Below are 16796 nucleotides of genomic sequence, written 5' to 3' on the forward strand. Positions count from 1 at the left end.
GCTCCGGCGCGCAGATGACGTTATGTGGACAGTGCGGTCCAGGCCGCCCCGGGACCCGCCTGTGCGACCGCCACTTTCAGCCGCGCAACTCCGCGGCGACACGGTGCACGATCGCCTCGGCCACGAGGTTCTTGGACCCCTCCACGTGCTGCATCTCACGGTCTGTCCGCGACAGGATCTCCACGGAATTCACGTCCTGCCCGAACACCTTGGACTCCCCCACGTGATTCACCACCAGGAGATCGCAGCCCTTCCGCTCCAGCTTCTGCCGGGCGTACTCCAGGACGCTGCCGGAATCGTCCCCGGTCTCCGCGGCGAAGCCCAGGATGAGCTGCTCCTGGCCACGGTCATCCCGCAGGCGCACGAGCTCGGCCAGGATGTCCGGGTTGCGCACCAATTCGATCACCGGGTCGGCGCCCTCGGCACGCTTCTTGATCTTGGTGCCCGAACGCTCAGCGGGCCGGAAATCGGCCACGGCCGCGGCCATCAGGATGACGTCGGCGGACTCCGCCTCCCGGGTCATGACCTCCCGCAATTCCTCGGCGGTGCCGACGCGCACGACGTCGACCCCCGCCGGGAGCGCGACCTCCACGTGGGCGGCCACGAGCGTGACGGTGGCGCCGGCGTCGCGGGCGGCGGCAGCAAGGGCGATGCCCTGCTTACCGGACGAGCGGTTGCCGAGGAAGCGGACCGGATCGAGTGGCTCCTGGGTGCCGCCGGCGGAGACGAGGACCCGCTTGCCGGCCAGCGCAGCCGCGGACGATCCGGCGTCGTGGGCCTCCTCCGGAGCCGCAACCAGCGCCATGGCCGCCGCGAAGATCGCCTGCGGTTCGGGAAGCCGGCCCGGTCCGCTGTCCTTGCCGGTGAGGCGGCCGACGTCGGGATCCAGCACGTGGGCGCCATGCGCGCGCAGCGTGGCCACATTGGCCTGCGTGGCGGGGTGACGCCACATCTCCGTGTGCATGGCCGGGGCGAACAGCACGGGACAGGTGGCGACGAGGAGGGTGTTGCCGAGCAGATCGTCCGCCAGGCCATGAGCGGCGCGGGCCAGGATGTTGGCCGTGGCGGGCGCGACCACGACCAGATCGGCCTCCTGGCCGAGCCGCACGTGATTCACCTGCTCGACGTGCTCGAACACGGAGGTGCTCACGGGATTGCCGGACAGCGCCTCCCAGGTGGCCTGCCCCACGAAGTGGAGTGCCGCCTCCGTGGGCACGACGTTGACCTGATGACCCTGTTCGGTGAAAAGACGAAGGAGGGATGCGACCTTGAAGGCCGCGATCCCTCCTCCGACACCCAGGACGATCCGCATGCGCGTCTCCTTGGTTTCAGTCTCTGGTGCCAGTGTCCCGGCGCCGGATCACTCGGCTTCTTCGGTGCTCTCGACCGGCTTGCACTCCAGAAGGCCCTCGTTGATCTCGCGCAGGGCGATGGAGAGCGGCTTCTCGTTCATCTTGGTCTCCACGAGGGGACCGACGTACTCGAAGAGGCCCTCGTTGAGCTGGGCGTAGTACGCGTTGATCTGGCGGGCACGCTTGGCACCGAAGATGACCAGGCCGTACTTCGAGTCAGCGGCTTCCAGCAGCTGGTCGATCGGCGGGTTGATGATGCCCTCAAGGTTGGTGGACACGGTGTTCTCCAGGATCTTCTCGGTGTTCAGTCCCCGGGCCCTCAGAGAGGAACCAGGATGGCGCCCGCCGGTGAGCAGGCGCCGCGTGATGGCGGCTTTTCAGCGAGGGTTCGGTGTCAAACCCATCAGCTGGACAAGTTCGTCGGCTGCGCGACGGACGTCGTCATTGACCACGGTGTGGTCGAACTCCGGCTCGGCAGCAAGTTCCAGTTTAGCGGTTTCCAGGCGGCGCTGCTGTTCCTCCGGGCTTTCCGTGCCACGGCCGACCAGACGGCGGACCATTTCATCCCAGCTCGGCGGGGCCAGGAACACGAAGCGGGCGTCGGGGACGCTGGCCTTGACCTGGCGCGCTCCCTGGAGGTCGATCTCCAGCAGGACGTGCTTGCCATCCGCCAGCGCGGACTCCACGGTGCTCCTCAGCGTGCCGTACCGGTTGACGCCGTGCACGACGGCCCACTCCAGGAACTCGCCTTCCTCGGCCAGCCGGTCGAACTCCTCGGCGCTCTTGAAGAAGTAGTGGACGCCTTCCTGCTCCCCGGGCCGCGGAGGCCGGGTCGTCGCGGAGACGGACAGCCAGACCTGCGGGTAATTGTCACGGATGTAGGTGGAGACCGTGCCCTTGCCGACCGCAGTGGGTCCGGCGAGCACGGTGAGACCGGAAAGTGAGCTCACGGTGTCCTCTGGTCATAGGCCGCCCGTGGGCCGCCTGAACTATTTGTCTTCCAGAAAATCTATCAGGGCCTTGCGCTGGTGAACGCCGAGACCCCGGACCCTGCGGGACGGCGCGATGCGCAACTGGGTCATGATCGCCTGGGACCTGACGCGGCCGATGCCCGGGAACGACTCCAGGAGTTCGGACACTTTGAGCCGCGCGATGGCGGGGTCCTCCTCCGCCTGGGCCAGCACCTGGGGTACGGTCAGTTCCCCGGATTTCAGCGCCTCCTTGAGGCGCGCACGCACCTGACGGGCCGCGGCTGCTTTCGCAAGTGCGGCACTTCGTTCCGTGCTGGTCAGAACTCGCAGGCTCATGGCATCTCCCACCTCCGGGCACCCATGGCTATGGGCGCGACTGACGGTTGATGCGAACCTACCTGAAAGTGACGTCCGGCACCATAGCTGGGAGGCCACCGATTTCGGCGGCCTCCCAGCTGAGCGGCGTGTCCAGGCGTTCAGAGCGTCAGCGCAGGCCGTCCAGAGTCCTGCCGATGGCCGTCACAATTCCTTCGACGGACGGACCGTGCTTGAGGATGTCACGACTGGATGTGCCCAGGACGAGCGGGTACGCGGCCCCGAAGGTGCGGCGCATGTCCTCGGCCGTGGCGCCCTGGGCCCCGAGACCGGGGGCCAGGATGGGACCATTGAGCGACGCGAGGTCGAGACCCAGGTCGCTGATCGCCTGTCCGACGGTGGCACCCACGACGAGCCCCACCGAACCGAGGCCTTCCGTGGCCGCGTTCTCCGCCGCGGCCGCCTCCACGATCCGGCGCGCCACCGACTCCCCCGCGCCGACGTGCTGGACGCTGGCGCCTTCAGGGTTGGAGGTGAGCGCCAGGACGAACACACCGCGTCCATGAGCCGCGGCCAGATCCAGGGCCGGGCGAAGCGACTCGAAGCCGAGATACGGGCTCAGCGTCACCGCATCCGCCGCCAGGGGCGACGACGGCGACAGCCACGCGTCCGCATAGGCGGCCATCGTGGAGCCGATGTCACCGCGCTTGGCGTCGGCGATGGTCAGCACCCCGGCGGACGCGGCGTCGGCGAGGAGACCCTCCAGGACGGCCAGCCCGGCCGAGCCGTGCCGCTCATACAGGGCCACCTGCGGCTTGATGGCCGCCGCCCGGCCCTCTGCGGCCTCCAGAACCCGTGCGGAGAACTCCTTGAGCCCCACGGCCGAGTCGTCCAGCCCCCAGGCCTCCAGGAGACCGGGGTGCGGGTCGATGCCCACGCAGAGCGGGCCGAGGGAGGCCATGGCCTCCGCCAGGCGGGCGCCGAAGCCGGCGCCCGCCGTCGTGGAGCGACGATTCGTCGTCCGGTCAGCCATTGCGGACCGCCGCGAGGTTCGCCGCGTGCTCCTGCAGGCTGGTGACGTCCCACTCATAGGTGCGGATGGCCTCCATGGCCTGAACGGCCACGTTGAACTCCGCCACCGTGGTGATGCAGGGGATGCCGATCGAGGTGGCCGCGGCGCGGATCTCGTAGCCGTCGCCGCGGGCTTCGCCGCCGGACGGGGTGTTGAACACCATGTCGATCTCACCGGCGACGATGCGGTCCACGATCGTGTTCTCGCCCTCGCCGGCGCCCTGGCCCTCGGCGACCTTGCGCACGAGCGTCGCCTGGATGCCGTTGCGCTGCAGCACGTCGGCGGTTCCACCGGTGGAGACGATCTCGTAACCCAGGTCCGAGAGGCGCTTCACCGCGAGGATCACGGCACGCTTGTCACGGTTGGCCACCGAGACGAACACGCGGCCTTCACGGGGCAGCGGGTTGTTCGCGCCGGCCTGGCTCTTGGCGAACGCCGTGTCGAAGTGCTTGTCGATGCCCATGACCTCACCGGTCGAGCGCATCTCCGGGCCGAGCAGGGAGTCGACCACGTGGCCGTCCTCGGTGCGGAAGCGGCTGAAGGGCAGCACCGCCTCCTTGACGGCCACCGGGGCCTCCAGCGGGAGGTTCGCGCCGTCGCCCTGCTCGGGGAGCATCTTGTACGCGGTGCGGAGCTGGTGAATGGTCACGCCGACGCCGATCAGCGCGGCCGCCTTCGCCATCTGCACGCCGGTGGCCTTGGAGACGAACGGCACCGTGCGGGAGGCGCGGGGGTTGGCTTCCAGCACGTACAAGACGTCCGAGGCGAGGGCGAACTGGATGTTGATCAGGCCGCGCACGCCCACACCCTCCGCGATGGCGCGGGTGGCGTTGCGGACGCGCTCGATCACGTTCTTGCCGAGGGTGATCGGAGGCAGCACACAGGCCGAGTCACCGGAGTGGACGCCGGCCTCCTCGATGTGCTCCATGATGCCGCCCAGGTACATGTCGGTGCCGTCGAAGAGGGCGTCGACATCGATCTCGACGGCGTCCTCCAGGAAGCGGTCGATCAGAACCGGGTGATCCGGGGTGATCTCCGTGGCGTTGGCGATGTAGCGGGACAGGTTGGCCTCGTCGTAGACGATCTCCATGCCGCGGCCGCCCAGCACGTAGGACGGACGCACCAGGACCGGGTACCCGATCTCATCGGCGATCTTCTTGGCGTCCTCGAAGGAGACGGCCGTGCCGTTCTTCGGGGCGATCAGGCCGGCGTTGTCCAGCACACGGGAGAATTCGCCGCGGTGTTCCGCCAGGTCGATGGCCTCCGGCTGCGTGCCGAGGATCGGGACTCCGGCGTCGGCCAGTTCCTGTGCGAGCTTGAGCGGGGTCTGCCCGCCCAGCTGCACGAACACGCCCATGACGCCGCCGGTGCGCTCCTCCGCCGCGATGACCTCGAGCACGTCCTCCAGGGTGAGGGGCTCGAAGTACAGGCGGGTGGACACGTCGTAGTCCGTGGAGACGGTCTCAGGGTTGCAGTTGACCATGACGGTCTCGTAGCCGGCCTTGCGCAGTGCCATGGAGGCGTGCACGCAGGAGTAATCGAACTCGATGCCCTGGCCGATGCGGTTCGGGCCGGAGCCGAGGATGATCACCGAGGGCTTGGAGTGCAGGCCGACCTCGTCCTCCTCGTCATAGGACGAGTAGTGGTACGGGGTGTACGCGGCGAACTCGGCGGCGCAGGTGTCCACCGTCTTGTAGACCGGGCGGATGGACAGCGCCTGCCGGACGCCGCGGACCACGGCCTCCGGGTTGTTCGTCAGCGCGCCGATCTGGGCGTCCGAGAAGCCGTGGCGCTTGGCCAGGCGCAGCATCTCCGGAGTCAGGGCCTCGCTGCTGCGGATGGTCGCGGCCACCTCGTTGAGAAGCTGCAGCTGATCCAGGAACCAGGGGTCGATCTTGGTGGCTTCGAAGAGCTGCTCCACCGTGGCGCCGCCCAGGAGGGCACGCTGCACCTGGTGCAGGCGCTCGGTGGTGGGGCGCTTGGCCTTCTCGATGAGCTCCTCCACCTCCCACTCGGGGACGTGGCTGAAGTCCAGGGAGGCGCCCTTCTGCTCCAGCGAGCGGAGTGCCTTCTGGAGGGCCTCGGTGAAGTTACGGCCCAGGGCCATGGCCTCACCCACGCTCTTCATGGTGGTGGTCAGAGTCGGGTCCGCCGCCGGGAACTTCTCGAAGGCGAAGCGCGGGACCTTGACCACCACGTAGTCCAGAGTCGGCTCGAAGCTGGCCGGCGTCTTCTGGGTGATGTCGTTGGGGATCTCGTCCAGGGTGTAACCGAGCGAGAGCTTGGTGGCGATCTTGGCGATCGCGAAGCCCGTCGCCTTGGAGGCCAGTGCCGAGGAGCGGGAGACGCGCGGGTTCATCTCGATGACCACCACGCGGCCCGTCTCCGGGTTCACGGCGAACTGGATGTTGCAGCCACCGGTGTCGACGCCGACCTCGCGGATGACGGCGATCGCGACGTCGCGCAGCTTCTGGTACTCACGGTCGGTCAGCGTCAGGGCCGGCGCCACGGTGATGGAGTCACCCGTGTGGACGCCCACCGGGTCGAAGTTCTCGATGGAGCACACGACCACGACGTTGTCGTTCTTGTCGCGCATCATCTCCAGCTCGTACTCCTTCCAGCCGAGGATGCTCTCTTCGAGCAGCACCTCGCTGGTGGGGCTGTACTGGAGGCCCTGGCCGACGATGCGGCGCAGATCGCTCTCGTTGTACGCCAGGCCGGAGCCCAGGCCGCCCATGGTGAAGGACGGGCGGACGACCATGGGGTAGCCGAGGTCCTCGGCGGCCGCGAGAGCCTCGTCCATGGTGTGGATGATGTGGCTCTTGGCGCTCTCGGCGCCACAGCGCTCGACCACGCCCTTGAACTTCTCGCGGTCCTCGCCCAGCTCGATCGCGGCGATGTTCGCGCCGATCAGCTCGACGTCGTACTTGGCGAGCACGCCGTTCTTGTCCAGCGCGATCGCCGTGTTGAGGGCCGTCTGGCCGCCCAGGGTCGGCAGGACCGCGTCGGGGCGCTCCTTGGCGATGATCTTCTCGACCACCTCGGGGGTGATCGGCTCGACGTAGGTGGCGTCGGCGAACTCGGGGTCGGTCATGATGGTGGCCGGGTTGGAGTTGACCAGGATGACCCGCAGGCCCTCCTCCTTCAGGACACGCAGGGCCTGCGTGCCGGAGTAGTCGAACTCGGCCGCCTGGCCGATGACGATGGGTCCGGACCCGATGACCAGGACACTCTTGAGGTCTGTACGTTTCGGCATGCTTAGGCGTCCTTGTCCTTCTGGTTGGTCTGACCGCTCTCGGCTTCCATGAGCTCGATGAAGCGGTCGAAGAGGTAGGCGGCGTCGTGCGGACCCGAGGCGGCCTCGGGGTGGTACTGCACGGAGAATGCGGGGATGTCGAGGCAGGAGAGGCCCTCGACCACGTCGTCGTTGAGGCTCACGTGGCTCACCTCGACGCGGCCGAAGCGGCTCTCCGGCGCCTGGGTCGCGCCGTCCATGGGGGCGTCCACCGCGAAGCCGTGGTTCTGCGAGGTGATCTCCACCTTGCCGGTGCGGCGGTCCAGGACGGGCTGGTTGATGCCGCGGTGGCCGTACTTCAGCTTGTAGGTGCCGAAGCCGAGCGCGCGGCCCAGGATCTGGTTGCCGAAGCAGATGCCGAAGTACGGCAGCTTCTCGTCCAGCACGGAGCGCAGGAGGCTGACCTGGGCGTCCGCCGTCGCGGGGTCGCCGGGGCCGTTGGACATGAAGAACCCATCAGGGTTCACGGCCTTGACGTCCTCCAGCGTGGCCGTGGCCGGGAGGACGTGCACGCGCACGCCGCGCTCGGCGAAACGCTGCGGGGTCATGGCCTTGATGCCGAGGTCGATCGCGGCGATCGTGAAGCGGGGCTCCCCCTCCCAGCCGTGGTCAGACGGCTCGACGACGTAGGCCTCGTCGATGCTGACCTCCTCGGCCAGGCGGGAGCCCTCCATGGGCTCGCTCGCCCGGACAGCGGCCAGCAGCTCGGCGTCGCTCGCCTGAGCGGCCTCGCCGGAGAAGATGCCGGCGCGCATGGTCTTGTGCTCGCGCAGGTGACGGGTCAGTGCGCGGGTGTCCACGCCCTGGATGCCCACGATGCCCTGGCGGACGAGCTCGTCGTCCAGCGAGGCCTCGCTGCGCCAGTTGGAGGGACGTCGGGCGGGGTCGCGCACCACGTACCCGGCGACCCAGATGCGGCGGGATTCGGCGTCCTCACCGTTCACGCCGGTGTTGCCGATGTGCGGGGCGGTCTGCACCACGATCTGGCGGGCGTACGAGGGGTCCGTGATGGTCTCCTGGTAGCCGGTCATCCCGGTGGTGAAGACGGCCTCCCCCAGAGTGGTGCCGACGGCACCGTAGCTCTGGCCGCGGAAGATGCGTCCGTCTTCAAGGACGAGAACTGCCGCGCCGGTGCTCGCCTCAGGCGTTTGAATGCTCACTGTGTCCTCTTGTTCGCGTTCGTGTGGTCTGTCATGTCGTTTCGGTGGGCCCTCAGGCCCGTGCGGTGCCCAGGAGTCCCTCCAGGGCTTCCCGCAGTGGTTCGGTGTCGGCGCCGTGGCGGGGCAGGAAGCCCGTGTCGAGGCTCCGCTCCCCCAGCTTCCAGGTGGCCACGAGGATCTGGTCCTTGCCCAGGAACTTCCCCGCCATGCCGCTCGTGAGGCGGACCTCTTCGAGGTCGCTCGCCGGGATGAAGAGCTCCTCGCAGCCCGGGCGGGTGATCAGCACGCCGTCCGGGTGGACGGCCAGGTCCGCACGGGAGCGGATGCCCAGGCTGTGGACCGCCACGCGGTCCAGCCAGTCACCCGCCGTCGTCGTGGCCACGTACTGGCCAGCGACGGCGAGCTCCGGCTCCCCGAGTCCGGGCACCGCGGGCAGCGGGTCCAGATCGCTCTGCCGTCGCTGCCGGCTCCGCCAGCCGATGTACAGCAGCACGATGACCGCCGCACCGATGGCCAGCATGAGGATGCCGGGAAGAATCTTGTCCATGGCTCAGGCCCCTGCGCCCGTGCGCGGGGTGTTGAGGGCCCCGTCCAGCACCGTGGGGTGACCGTGGAAGAAGGTGGCCCGGACCTTGCCCGGCAGCTCCATGCCCTGGAACGGGGTGTTCCGGCCCTTGGTGGCCATGGCCTTGCCATCCACGGTCCAGCGTGCCGCCGGATCGACCAGGATGACGTTGGCGGGCTCCCCGACGGCCAGCGGACGGCCCTGGTCGGCGACGCGGCCGATCCCGGCCGGGACCTCGGACATCACGCGGGCCACATCGGCCCAGGTCATGAGGCCGCTGTCCACCATGGTGTGCTGCACCACGGAGAGAGCGGTCTCGAGGCCCGTCATGCCCATGGCGGCCTGCGCCCACTCGCATTCCTTGTGCTCGCTCGGGTGCGGCGCGTGGTCCGTGCCGATGACGTCGATGACGCCCTCGGCCAGGGCCTGGCGCAGCGCCAGGACGTCCTCCTGGGTGCGGAGGGGCGGGTTGACCTTGTAGACCGGGTCGTAGCTGCGGACCAGTTCGTCCGTGAGCAGGAGGTGGTGCGGGGTGACCTCGGCGGTCACCCGGATGCCGCGCTGCTTGGCCCAGCGGATGATCTCGACGCTGCCGGCCGTGGAGACGTGGCAGACGTGCAGGCGGGAGTCGACGTGCTGCGCCAAGAGCACATCGCGGGCGATGATGCTCTCCTCGGCCACGGCAGGCCAGCCGGCCAGGCCGAGCACCGCGGAGACTTCGCCCTCGTTCATCTGGGCGCCGGCCGTCAGACGGGGTTCCTGGGCGTGCTGGGCGATGACGCCGTCGAACGCCTTCACGTATTCGAGGGCACGGCGCATCAGGACCGGGTCATGCACGCAGATCCCGTCGTCGGAGAACATCCGCACCTGGGCGCGGGAGTCCGCCATGGCGCCCAGCTCGGCGAGCTGCTCCCCCGCCAGGCCGACGGTCACGGCGCCCACGGGACGAACGTCCACCCAGCCGGAGGCCTGGCCGAGGCTGTGGACCTGCTCGACGACGCCGGCCGTGTCGGCCACCGGCGAGCTGTTCGCCATGGCGTGCACGGCGGTGTAGCCGCCCAGCGCCGCGGCGCGGGTCCCCGTCTCGACGGTCTCCGCGTCCTCGCGGCCCGGCTCGCGCAGGTGGGTGTGGACGTCCACGAGGCCGGGCAGCGCCACGAGCCCCGTCGCGTCGATCACGGTGGCGCCTTCGGCGTCCGGGTGGGACGAAGCGTCGGCGCCGAGTGCGGCGATCACTCCGCCCGCGATCAGGATGTCCGTGGGCTCGCCGCCCAGGAGCGAGGCTCCCGTGAGGAGGTGGTTGTCGGAACTCATGCGGGGATTCCCTCCGTGACGGCGTCGTTGCTGTGATCTTCGGCGTCCCGGCCGCCGGCCAGGAGCAGGTAGAGCGCCGCCATCCGGACCGACACGCCATTGCTGACCTGGTCCAGGACGGTGGAGCGGTGTGAGTCCGCGGCGGCGGAGGAGATCTCCAGGCCGCGGTTCATGGGACCGGGGTGCATGATGATGGTGTCCTTGAGGCCGTGCCGGTCCAGGGCTTCCAGCCGGGCGTCATCGAAGCCCCAGCGGCGGGAGTACTCCCGGGCCGAGGGGAAGAAGGAGTCATGCATGCGCTCCTTCTGGACCCGCAGCATCATCATCGAGTCCACGCCCTGTTCCAGGGTGGCGTCGAGGTCGTAGCTGACCTCGCACGGCCAGCTCTCGACGCCCACGGGAAGCAGGGTGGGCGGGGCCACGAGCGTGACGGAGGCGCCCAGGGTCCTCAGGAGCCAGACGTTGGAGCGGGCCACGCGGGAGTGCAGCACATCGCCCGCGATCGCCACACGCATGCCGGACAGATCGGTTCCCGCGGAGTCGGTCCCGGCGAGCTTCGCCCAGTGGCGGCGCATCGTGAACGCGTCGAGCAGGGCCTGCGTGGGGTGCTCATGGGTACCGTCACCGGCGTTGAGGATCTTCGCGTCGATCCAGTCGGTGTTGGCGAGGCGCTGCGGCGCACCGCTGGCCCAGTGCCGGATCACGACGGCGTCGGCGCCGATCGCCGCGAGGGTCTGGGCGGTGTCCTTGAGGGACTCCCCCTTACTCACCGAGGAGCCCTTCGCGGAGAAGTTGATGACGTCGGCGGAGAGACGCTTGGCCGCGGCCTCGAAGGAGATCCGGGTCCGGGTGGAGTCCTCGAAGAAGAGGTTGACCACGGTGCGTCCGCGCAGCGCGGGCAGTTTCTTGACCTCGCGCTGGCCGACGCGCGCCATCTCCTCGGCGGTGTCCAGGATGTCCAGAGCGTCCCGTCGGCTCAGGTCCTGGGTGGAGAGAAGGTGTTTCATGCGCCCGCCTCGATCACGACCTCGTTGTCCCCGGAGTCGACTTCGCTCAGATGCACGCGGACCTTCTCGCTGCTCGCGGTGGGGAGGTTCTTGCCCACGTGGTCGGCACGGATCGGCAGTTCGCGGTGCCCACGGTCCACCAGGACGGCGAGCCGCACGATGCGGGGGCGTCCGAGGTCCACGAGGGCGTCCAGGGCGGCGCGGATGGTGCGGCCCGAATACAGGACGTCATCCACCAGGACCACGACCTTGCCGTCGAGGCCGCTCTTGGGGAGCTGGGTGGGAAGCGGTGAGCGCGTGGGCTGGTGCGCGAGATCGTCGCGGAACATGGTCACGTCGAGCTGGCCGAGGGATTCCCGGGCGTCGAAACCGGGGTGCGCTGCGGCGATCTTCTGCGCCAGGCGCTGAGCGAGGGGGTAACCGCGGCGGGGAATGCCGAGCAGGACGAGGTCCTGGATCCCCTTGTTCGCCTCGATGATCTCAAAGGCGATGCGGGTCAACGCGCGGTCGATGTCGTCGGAGCTGAGGACGACGCGCTGGACCGGTTGCCCGGCCGAGGATGCACTGGTGGCGTCATTCATGCCTCTCTCCCCTTTCCCCGCCTCACGGGACGGAATTAAAAAAGGATGATTGCATACCAAAATTATCACACGGCCCCGGCCGGACCACTGTGTGACGGCCTCGCTGCCGCGTGATCCGCGACGCATCCGGCGTAACGCGCTCGTACGCTGGCTGGCCGCCCCGCGAATCAATACGATGGAGAATCATGAGCGCCCCACCGTATGGTCACGACGACCCTTCAGGCCATCAGTCTCCCGGACGGCAGCCGTATCAGGCCACCGCCCCCGAGCCTTTCTTCGTCCCCGAGGACCAGCAGCTGAACCCCAGCTGGATCGGCCGGGTGGATCCGGAGAGCTATACGCAGCCCGGCGCCAATTACGCCGGGCGTCCCCCACTCCAGCAGGCCCAGACGTCTCCGGCGCAGCACTACGGGGCCCAGCCCGCGCAGGCGTTCCAGCGGCCGGCCCCGGGGCCCCGGAACTGGCAGCAGAACCCGTGGCCGCAGGGGCAGGGCCCTGGACAGGAGCTCCAGGGGCAGCAGGGGCAGCAGGGCTACCGTGCACCGCTCCAGCAGCCCGGGCAGCCCAGCCAGTCGTTCCAGCAGGCCCAGTCCCAGGTGCCCGCCTGGCCGGCAGGACCACAGCAGTTCCAGGGCGCCTGGCAGCAGACCCCCTCGGGCTGGACGCCGCCCCGCAAACACCGCAACATCAATCCCGCCACGCTGACGCTCATGATCATCGGTGGCGTGCTCGCCTTCCTGAGCCTGGTCCTCGTGCTGCCGCTGCTGCTCGCCAATGTGGGCGGCCAGGGGTTCGTCGGTGGCTTCTTCGCGTCCCTGATCCCGCTGGCGATCGTCCTCACGGCGGTCTACTTCATGGACCGCTGGGAACCCGAGCCCCGCAAGCTCCTGCTCTTCGCCCTGCTCTGGGGCGCGACGGTCGCCGTCGCCACCACCGTGGTGATCCAGCCGTTCTTCCTCCAGCTGGCGCCGCCGGATTCCACCAAGGCGGAAGTCCAGACGTTCCTGGCGACGGTCGAAGCGCCGATCGTCGAGGAGTTCTCCAAATCCCTCGGCCTGCTGCTCCTGGCACTGCTGGCCCGGAAGTACTTCGACGGTCCCGTGGACGGTCTGGTCTACGCCTTCACCATCGCCGCGGGCTTCGCCTTCACGGAGAACATCCTCTACTTCGGGCGCATCTACTCGGCCGAGGAGGGCGCGGGACAGACCTTCTGGACCATCGTCTTCCTCCGCGGCATCCTCTCCCCCTTCGCTCACGCGCTCTTCACCGGAGCCACCGGCCTGCTCATGGGCTTCGCCGCCCGCCGGTGGAACCGCGGACTGACCGTGGGGGCGTTCTTCGTCGGCCTGCTGCCGGCCATGTTCCTGCACCACCAGTGGAACAGCATGGGACAGGACTTCCTCTGGCTCTACATCGTGATCCAGATGCCGCTCTTCTTCCTGGCCGTGCTGGGCTTCATCTTCCTGCGCGTGGCGGAGGCCAAACTGACCCGTGCCCGGCTGAGTGAATACGCCGCCGCGGGCTGGCTCACTTGGCCCGAAGTGGGCCTCTTCGCCACCGGGCAGGGAAGGCGCGCCGCGAAGCGCTGGGCCTCGCAGTTCGGCCGTCAGAAGACCATGCACGAACTCATCCGCACCGCCACGGCCCTCGCCTACACCCGGCAGCGGATCCTCACCGGACGGGACCTCCCCCGGCTTCAGCAGGATGAGCACCGCCTGCTCGAACGCCTCGGCCAGCTGAGGGCGATGGTCACCGCCTGAACCCGCACCGACGACGACGGCGGCCCGCCCCGGGAGGGGGCGGGCCGCCGTCGTCGTTTCACGCTGAGCGCTGGTTCCCTGAGCGGGAATCAGGCCAGCAGCGTGGGCTTGAGTTCCTTCAGCCGGCCGAGGAGGCCGTTGATGAAGGCCGGGGAGTCGTCCGTGGACAGGACCTTGGCGAGGCTCACGGCCTCACTCACGGCGACGCTGTCCGGCACGTCCTCGTTGTACAGGAGTTCCCAGGTGCCGATGCGGAGGATGATCCGGTCCACATTGGGCATCCGCTCCAGGGTCCAGCCCTGGGCGTAGGTGGTCAGGAACTCGTCGATGGTCTCCTGCAGCGACACCACACCTTCGACCACTTCCACCGTGTAGGGGTTGATGATCTGATCGGTGTGCTCACGCCGTTCCTTGATGACGGAGAACGGGGTGACCTGACGCTGCTCGGCTTCGAACAGGATGTCGAGTGCCCGGTTGCGGGCCTTGCCGCGGGCGCTCACTAGTCGGTGACCCGGCCCAGGTAGCTGCCGTCACGGGTGTCGACCTTGACGCGGGTGCCCTGCTCGAGGAACAGCGGGACCTGGATCTCGTAGCCGGTCTCCACGGTGGCGGGCTTGGTGCCGGCGGAGGAGCGGTCGCCCTGCAGGCCGGGCTCGGTGTAGGTGATCTCGAGGACCACGCTGGCCGGCATTTCGAGGTACAGGGGGGCGCCGTCGTGCATGGCGATGATGACCTGCTGGTTCTCCAGCATGAAGTTCTTCGCATTGCCGACGACCTCAGGGGTCACGGTCAGCTGGTCGTAATCCTGGACGTCCATGAAGACGTAGTCCGCGCCGTCCTGGTACAGGTAGGTGTAGTCGCGGCGGTCCACCGTGGCGGTCTCGATCTTCAGGCCGGCGTTGAAGGTCTTGTCCACGACCTTGCCGGAGAGGATGTTGCGCAGCTTGGTGCGCACGAACGCGCCGCCCTTGCCCGGCTTCACGTGCTGGAACTCGATGACGTTCCAGAGGTTGCCCTCCAATTTGAGGACGGTGCCGTTCTTGATGTCGTTCGTGGTTGCCACTGCAGCCTCTCTCCCGATGAGGGCTGTCCGGGGCCCTGAGGGTGCGAACAGCCATGTAGTTGTCAAAAAACCGAGATCCAGTCTACCGTGTCCGGCGACCAGCCCCGAAAGCGGATCGCGAAGCGGTCCGGGATGCCGTGTGTCAGTTGGATTCCGCCGCGTGCCGCGCCTGTTGCAGGGCGACCGTGGAGGAGTAGATCAGCTCGGGGCTGGCGTGCGACGCGACGCGGAGTTCCAGGGCCTCCTGGAAGGCGTCGGCACTGCGCGTGAAGTCGCCCGAGCTGTAGTAGGTGTTGCCCAGATGCTGGAGCACCTCGGCCTCGTGTGCGGTCCCCCGGTACTGCGCCAGCAGCCGGTGCAGCCGCTCGTAGGCGGCCTCCAGCCGCCCCCGCGTGTACAGGATCTCGGTGTCCAGCAGCAGCAGCTCGAAGGATTCCGGATCCACCATGCGGGCCTCGGCCAGCAGCTCCGCGGCCTCGGTGGTCTTGCCCTGGACCATGAGGACGAAGACTCCGGCCCACGGACGATCGTCCCCGGACAGCGTGGTCTGCACCAGTTCCTCGTCCACGATCTCGTAGCGGCGCGTCAGCGGATTGACCTTGATGCCGGGGAATCCCGATTCAGGCCACTCGGAGGTCTCCAGGTCCACGCCGTCACCGCTCATGATCCGGCCACCTCCTGATAGGCCGCGAAGAGCAGGGAGGTGTCCGGCACCTCCAGGACGCCGGGCTTGCCGATGCCGTCCAGGACCACGAAGCGGAGCAGATCGCCACGGGACTTCTTGTCGCGCCGCATGCCGTCCAGCAGGGCCGCCCAGCGGTCGTCGCGGTACGTGGTGGGGAGACCGAAACTCTCCAGGATGGCCTTGTGCCGGTCGGCGTCCTCGTCGCTCAGACGGCCGACGCTGCGGGCCAGTTCCGCGGCGAACACCATGCCCACCGAGATGGCGGCGCCGTGGCGCCAGGAGTACCGCTCCGCCAGCTCGATCGCGTGACCGAGGGTGTGCCCGTAGTTCAGGATCTCGCGGAGGCCGGACTCCTTCAGGTCCTCGGAGACGACCTTGGCCTTGACGGCGATGGCGCGCTCGATCAGCTCGCGCAGGACCGGGGACTCCGGATCCAGGACGTCCTGGCCGTGTTCCTCCAGGAGATCGAGGATCTTCGGGTCGGCGATGAAACCGCACTTGATCACCTCGGCCAGGCCGGAGACCAGTTCGTTGCGGGGCAGGGTCTTCAGGGTGTCCAGATCCGCCAGGACGGCCGCCGGCGGGTGGAAGGCGCCCACCAGGTTCTTGCCTTCGGCCGTGTTGATGCCGGTCTTGCCTCCGACGGCGGCGTCGACCATGCCCAGCACGCTCGTGGGCATGTGGATGACCTTGACGCCGCGCAGCCAGGTGGCCGCCACGAAGCCGCCGAGGTCGCTCACGGCGCCGCCGCCCACGGTGACCACGGCATCGGACCGGGTGAAGTCGTTCTGGCCCAGCACCTGCCAGCAGAAGGCCGCCACCTGGATGTGCTTGCCCTCCTCGGCGTCCGGGATCTCCGCCGTGACGGCGGTGAAGCCCGCCGCGGCCAGCTCGTCACGGACGGCGTCACCGGTCAGGCGGAGTGCCCGTGGGTGGACCACCAGGACGCGCTTGACGCGCTCCCCCAGCCGCCCCGGAAGCTGCGCGAGCAGCCCACGGCCCACCACGACGTCGTAGTTCTCCTCCGGGCGGTTGCCGGTGACCTTGATGACCGTCTCGGGATGCGTCACTCGATGCTGTCCTTTGCTGTGATTCCGGGGAGGTCCAGCGCCCTGGCGATCTCCAGGGCGAAGTCCTCCGGGCTTCCGTGGCGCACGTCGACGGTCAGCTCGGCTGCCGCTTGGTAGAGGTGACGCCGCTGTTCGAAGAGGGTGAGCCAGCGTTCAGCCGCGTCACCCGTGAGCATGGGCCGCCCGGTGTCCCGGGCGATGCGCGGCAGGACGGTGGCCAGATCGGGCTCCAGGTACACCACGCGGCAGGAGGCGATCGCCGCGCGTGATTCCTCGGCGCCCAGGGAACCGCCCCCCACGGAGATGATGCGCGGGGCTTCCGGGTGCGTCATGGGCACATCGCCCGCGACGGCGCGCGCCACGATCGCGGACTCGCGGGCCCGGAACGCGTCCTCCCCTTCGGCTGCGAAGAACTCCGGGATGGGACCGTTCTCCAGGACGAAGATCTCGTCCGTGTCCACGTACTCGCCCTGGAGCAGCGCCGCCAGGGCCTGTCCCACGGCGCTTTTTCCTGCCGCCATGGGACCGACCAGGACGATCGCTGTGCTGTCTGCTGCCTCGTCAGAAGGCATGTGGGGCTCCCTGT

At 68.7% G+C, this 16796-nt stretch carries 17 protein-coding genes; 1 reads left to right on the forward strand and 16 read right to left on the reverse strand.

The annotated features are described in order from the left end of the window. Positions 1–76: 76 nt before the first annotated feature. From coaBC to pyrR, 11 genes are all read right to left on the reverse strand, one after another. Positions 77–1312: a bifunctional phosphopantothenoylcysteine decarboxylase/phosphopantothenate--cysteine ligase CoaBC gene (gene coaBC, locus AB4Y75_RS07375; RefSeq protein WP_441435188.1), complete on the reverse strand. Its 1236-nt coding sequence runs from the start codon at positions 1310–1312 to the stop codon at positions 77–79. Positions 1313–1360: 48 nt separating this feature from the next. Further along, positions 1361–1630 (reverse strand): DNA-directed RNA polymerase subunit omega, encoded by a 270-nt coding sequence (gene rpoZ, locus AB4Y75_RS07380; protein ID WP_066213096.1) that lies wholly within the window; start codon positions 1628–1630, stop codon positions 1361–1363. A gap of 99 nt (positions 1631–1729) precedes the next feature. Continuing rightward, entirely contained in the window at positions 1730–2302 is a 573-nt protein-coding gene (gene gmk / locus AB4Y75_RS07385; RefSeq protein WP_441435189.1) for a guanylate kinase, read from the reverse strand. 39 nt (positions 2303–2341) lie between these two features. Beyond that, the gene (gene mihF, locus AB4Y75_RS07390; protein ID WP_441435190.1) at positions 2342–2659 is read right to left on the reverse strand and encodes an integration host factor, actinobacterial type; all 318 of its coding nucleotides are present in this window, start codon (positions 2657–2659) and stop codon (positions 2342–2344) included. 148 nt (positions 2660–2807) lie between these two features. Next, on the reverse strand, positions 2808–3671 hold the full coding sequence (gene pyrF / locus AB4Y75_RS07395; protein WP_441435191.1) for an orotidine-5'-phosphate decarboxylase: 864 nt from the start codon (positions 3669–3671) through the stop codon (positions 2808–2810). Further along, entirely contained in the window at positions 3664–6966 is a 3303-nt protein-coding gene (gene carB / locus AB4Y75_RS07400; RefSeq protein WP_441435192.1) for a carbamoyl-phosphate synthase large subunit, read from the reverse strand. The genes pyrF and carB overlap by 8 nt, the downstream gene beginning before the upstream one ends. 2 nt (positions 6967–6968) lie before the next feature. Beyond that, the gene (carA, locus tag AB4Y75_RS07405) at positions 6969–8165 is read right to left on the reverse strand and encodes a glutamine-hydrolyzing carbamoyl-phosphate synthase small subunit (RefSeq protein WP_441435193.1); all 1197 of its coding nucleotides are present in this window, start codon (positions 8163–8165) and stop codon (positions 6969–6971) included. 52 nt (positions 8166–8217) lie between these two features. Beyond that, positions 8218–8712 (reverse strand): PH-like domain-containing protein, encoded by a 495-nt coding sequence (locus AB4Y75_RS07410; protein WP_441435194.1) that lies wholly within the window; start codon positions 8710–8712, stop codon positions 8218–8220. A gap of 3 nt (positions 8713–8715) precedes the next feature. Next, entirely contained in the window at positions 8716–10044 is a 1329-nt protein-coding gene (locus tag AB4Y75_RS07415) for a dihydroorotase (protein WP_441435195.1), read from the reverse strand. Continuing rightward, a complete protein-coding gene (locus tag AB4Y75_RS07420; RefSeq protein ID WP_441435196.1) occupies positions 10041–11051 on the reverse strand; it encodes an aspartate carbamoyltransferase catalytic subunit in 1011 nt (336 codons plus the stop codon). The genes AB4Y75_RS07415 and AB4Y75_RS07420 overlap by 4 nt, the downstream gene beginning before the upstream one ends. After that, complete coding sequence (gene pyrR, locus AB4Y75_RS07425; protein WP_441435197.1) at positions 11048–11632, reverse strand: bifunctional pyr operon transcriptional regulator/uracil phosphoribosyltransferase PyrR; 585 nt, start codon at positions 11630–11632, stop codon at positions 11048–11050. The genes AB4Y75_RS07420 and pyrR overlap by 4 nt, the downstream gene beginning before the upstream one ends. A 185-nt stretch (positions 11633–11817) precedes the next feature. On the opposite strand from pyrR, the gene AB4Y75_RS07430 reads away from it, so the two are divergent. Continuing rightward, positions 11818–13392 carry a PrsW family intramembrane metalloprotease gene (locus AB4Y75_RS07430; RefSeq protein ID WP_441435198.1) on the forward strand — a complete coding sequence of 525 codons (1575 nt, stop codon included), beginning with the start codon at positions 11818–11820 and terminating at the stop codon, positions 13390–13392. Between the two features lie 89 nt (positions 13393–13481). Here the strand turns inward: AB4Y75_RS07430 and nusB are convergent, their stop codons facing one another. From nusB to AB4Y75_RS07455, 5 genes are all read right to left on the reverse strand, one after another. Further along, positions 13482–13892, reverse strand: a complete 411-nt coding sequence (nusB, locus tag AB4Y75_RS07435; RefSeq protein WP_441435199.1) for a transcription antitermination factor NusB — start codon at positions 13890–13892, stop codon at positions 13482–13484. After that, complete coding sequence (gene efp / locus AB4Y75_RS07440; protein WP_441435200.1) at positions 13892–14455, reverse strand: elongation factor P; 564 nt, start codon at positions 14453–14455, stop codon at positions 13892–13894. Before efp ends, nusB begins: the two co-directional genes overlap by 1 nt. Before the next feature lie 142 nt (positions 14456–14597). After that, on the reverse strand, positions 14598–15119 hold the full coding sequence (locus AB4Y75_RS07445; RefSeq protein WP_441435201.1) for a tetratricopeptide repeat protein: 522 nt from the start codon (positions 15117–15119) through the stop codon (positions 14598–14600). Further along, the gene (aroB, locus tag AB4Y75_RS07450; RefSeq protein WP_441435202.1) at positions 15116–16210 is read right to left on the reverse strand and encodes a 3-dehydroquinate synthase; all 1095 of its coding nucleotides are present in this window, start codon (positions 16208–16210) and stop codon (positions 15116–15118) included. Before aroB ends, AB4Y75_RS07445 begins: the two co-directional genes overlap by 4 nt. After that, positions 16207–16782, reverse strand: coding sequence for a shikimate kinase (locus AB4Y75_RS07455; RefSeq protein WP_441435203.1), 576 nt, complete (start codon positions 16780–16782; stop codon positions 16207–16209). Before AB4Y75_RS07455 ends, aroB begins: the two co-directional genes overlap by 4 nt. Positions 16783–16796 lie beyond the last annotated feature (14 nt).

The organism is Arthrobacter sp. RAF14 (assembly GCF_052114185.1).
Taxonomy (GTDB): Bacteria; Actinomycetota; Actinomycetes; order Actinomycetales; family Micrococcaceae; genus Arthrobacter_E.

Coding starts and splice junctions, on each gene's coding strand:
- AB4Y75_RS07410 (WP_441435194.1), bottom strand. CDS start 8,712: ATGGACAAGATTCTTCCCGGCATCCTCATGCTGGCCATCGGTGCGGCG.
- coaBC (WP_441435188.1), bottom strand. CDS start 1,312: ATGCGGATCGTCCTGGGTGTCGGAGGAGGGATCGCGGCCTTCAAGGTC.
- AB4Y75_RS07455 (WP_441435203.1), bottom strand. CDS start 16,782: ATGCCTTCTGACGAGGCAGCAGACAGCACAGCGATCGTCCTGGTCGGT.
- AB4Y75_RS07430 (WP_441435198.1), top strand. CDS start 11,818: ATGAGCGCCCCACCGTATGGTCACGACGACCCTTCAGGCCATCAGTCT.
- pyrR (WP_441435197.1), bottom strand. CDS start 11,632: ATGAATGACGCCACCAGTGCATCCTCGGCCGGGCAACCGGTCCAGCGC.
- mihF (WP_441435190.1), bottom strand. CDS start 2,659: ATGAGCCTGCGAGTTCTGACCAGCACGGAACGAAGTGCCGCACTTGCG.
- AB4Y75_RS07415 (WP_441435195.1), bottom strand. CDS start 10,044: ATGAGTTCCGACAACCACCTCCTCACGGGAGCCTCGCTCCTGGGCGGC.
- carB (WP_441435192.1), bottom strand. CDS start 6,966: ATGCCGAAACGTACAGACCTCAAGAGTGTCCTGGTCATCGGGTCCGGA.
- AB4Y75_RS07445 (WP_441435201.1), bottom strand. CDS start 15,119: ATGAGCGGTGACGGCGTGGACCTGGAGACCTCCGAGTGGCCTGAATCG.
- pyrF (WP_441435191.1), bottom strand. CDS start 3,671: ATGGCTGACCGGACGACGAATCGTCGCTCCACGACGGCGGGCGCCGGC.
- AB4Y75_RS07420 (WP_441435196.1), bottom strand. CDS start 11,051: ATGAAACACCTTCTCTCCACCCAGGACCTGAGCCGACGGGACGCTCTG.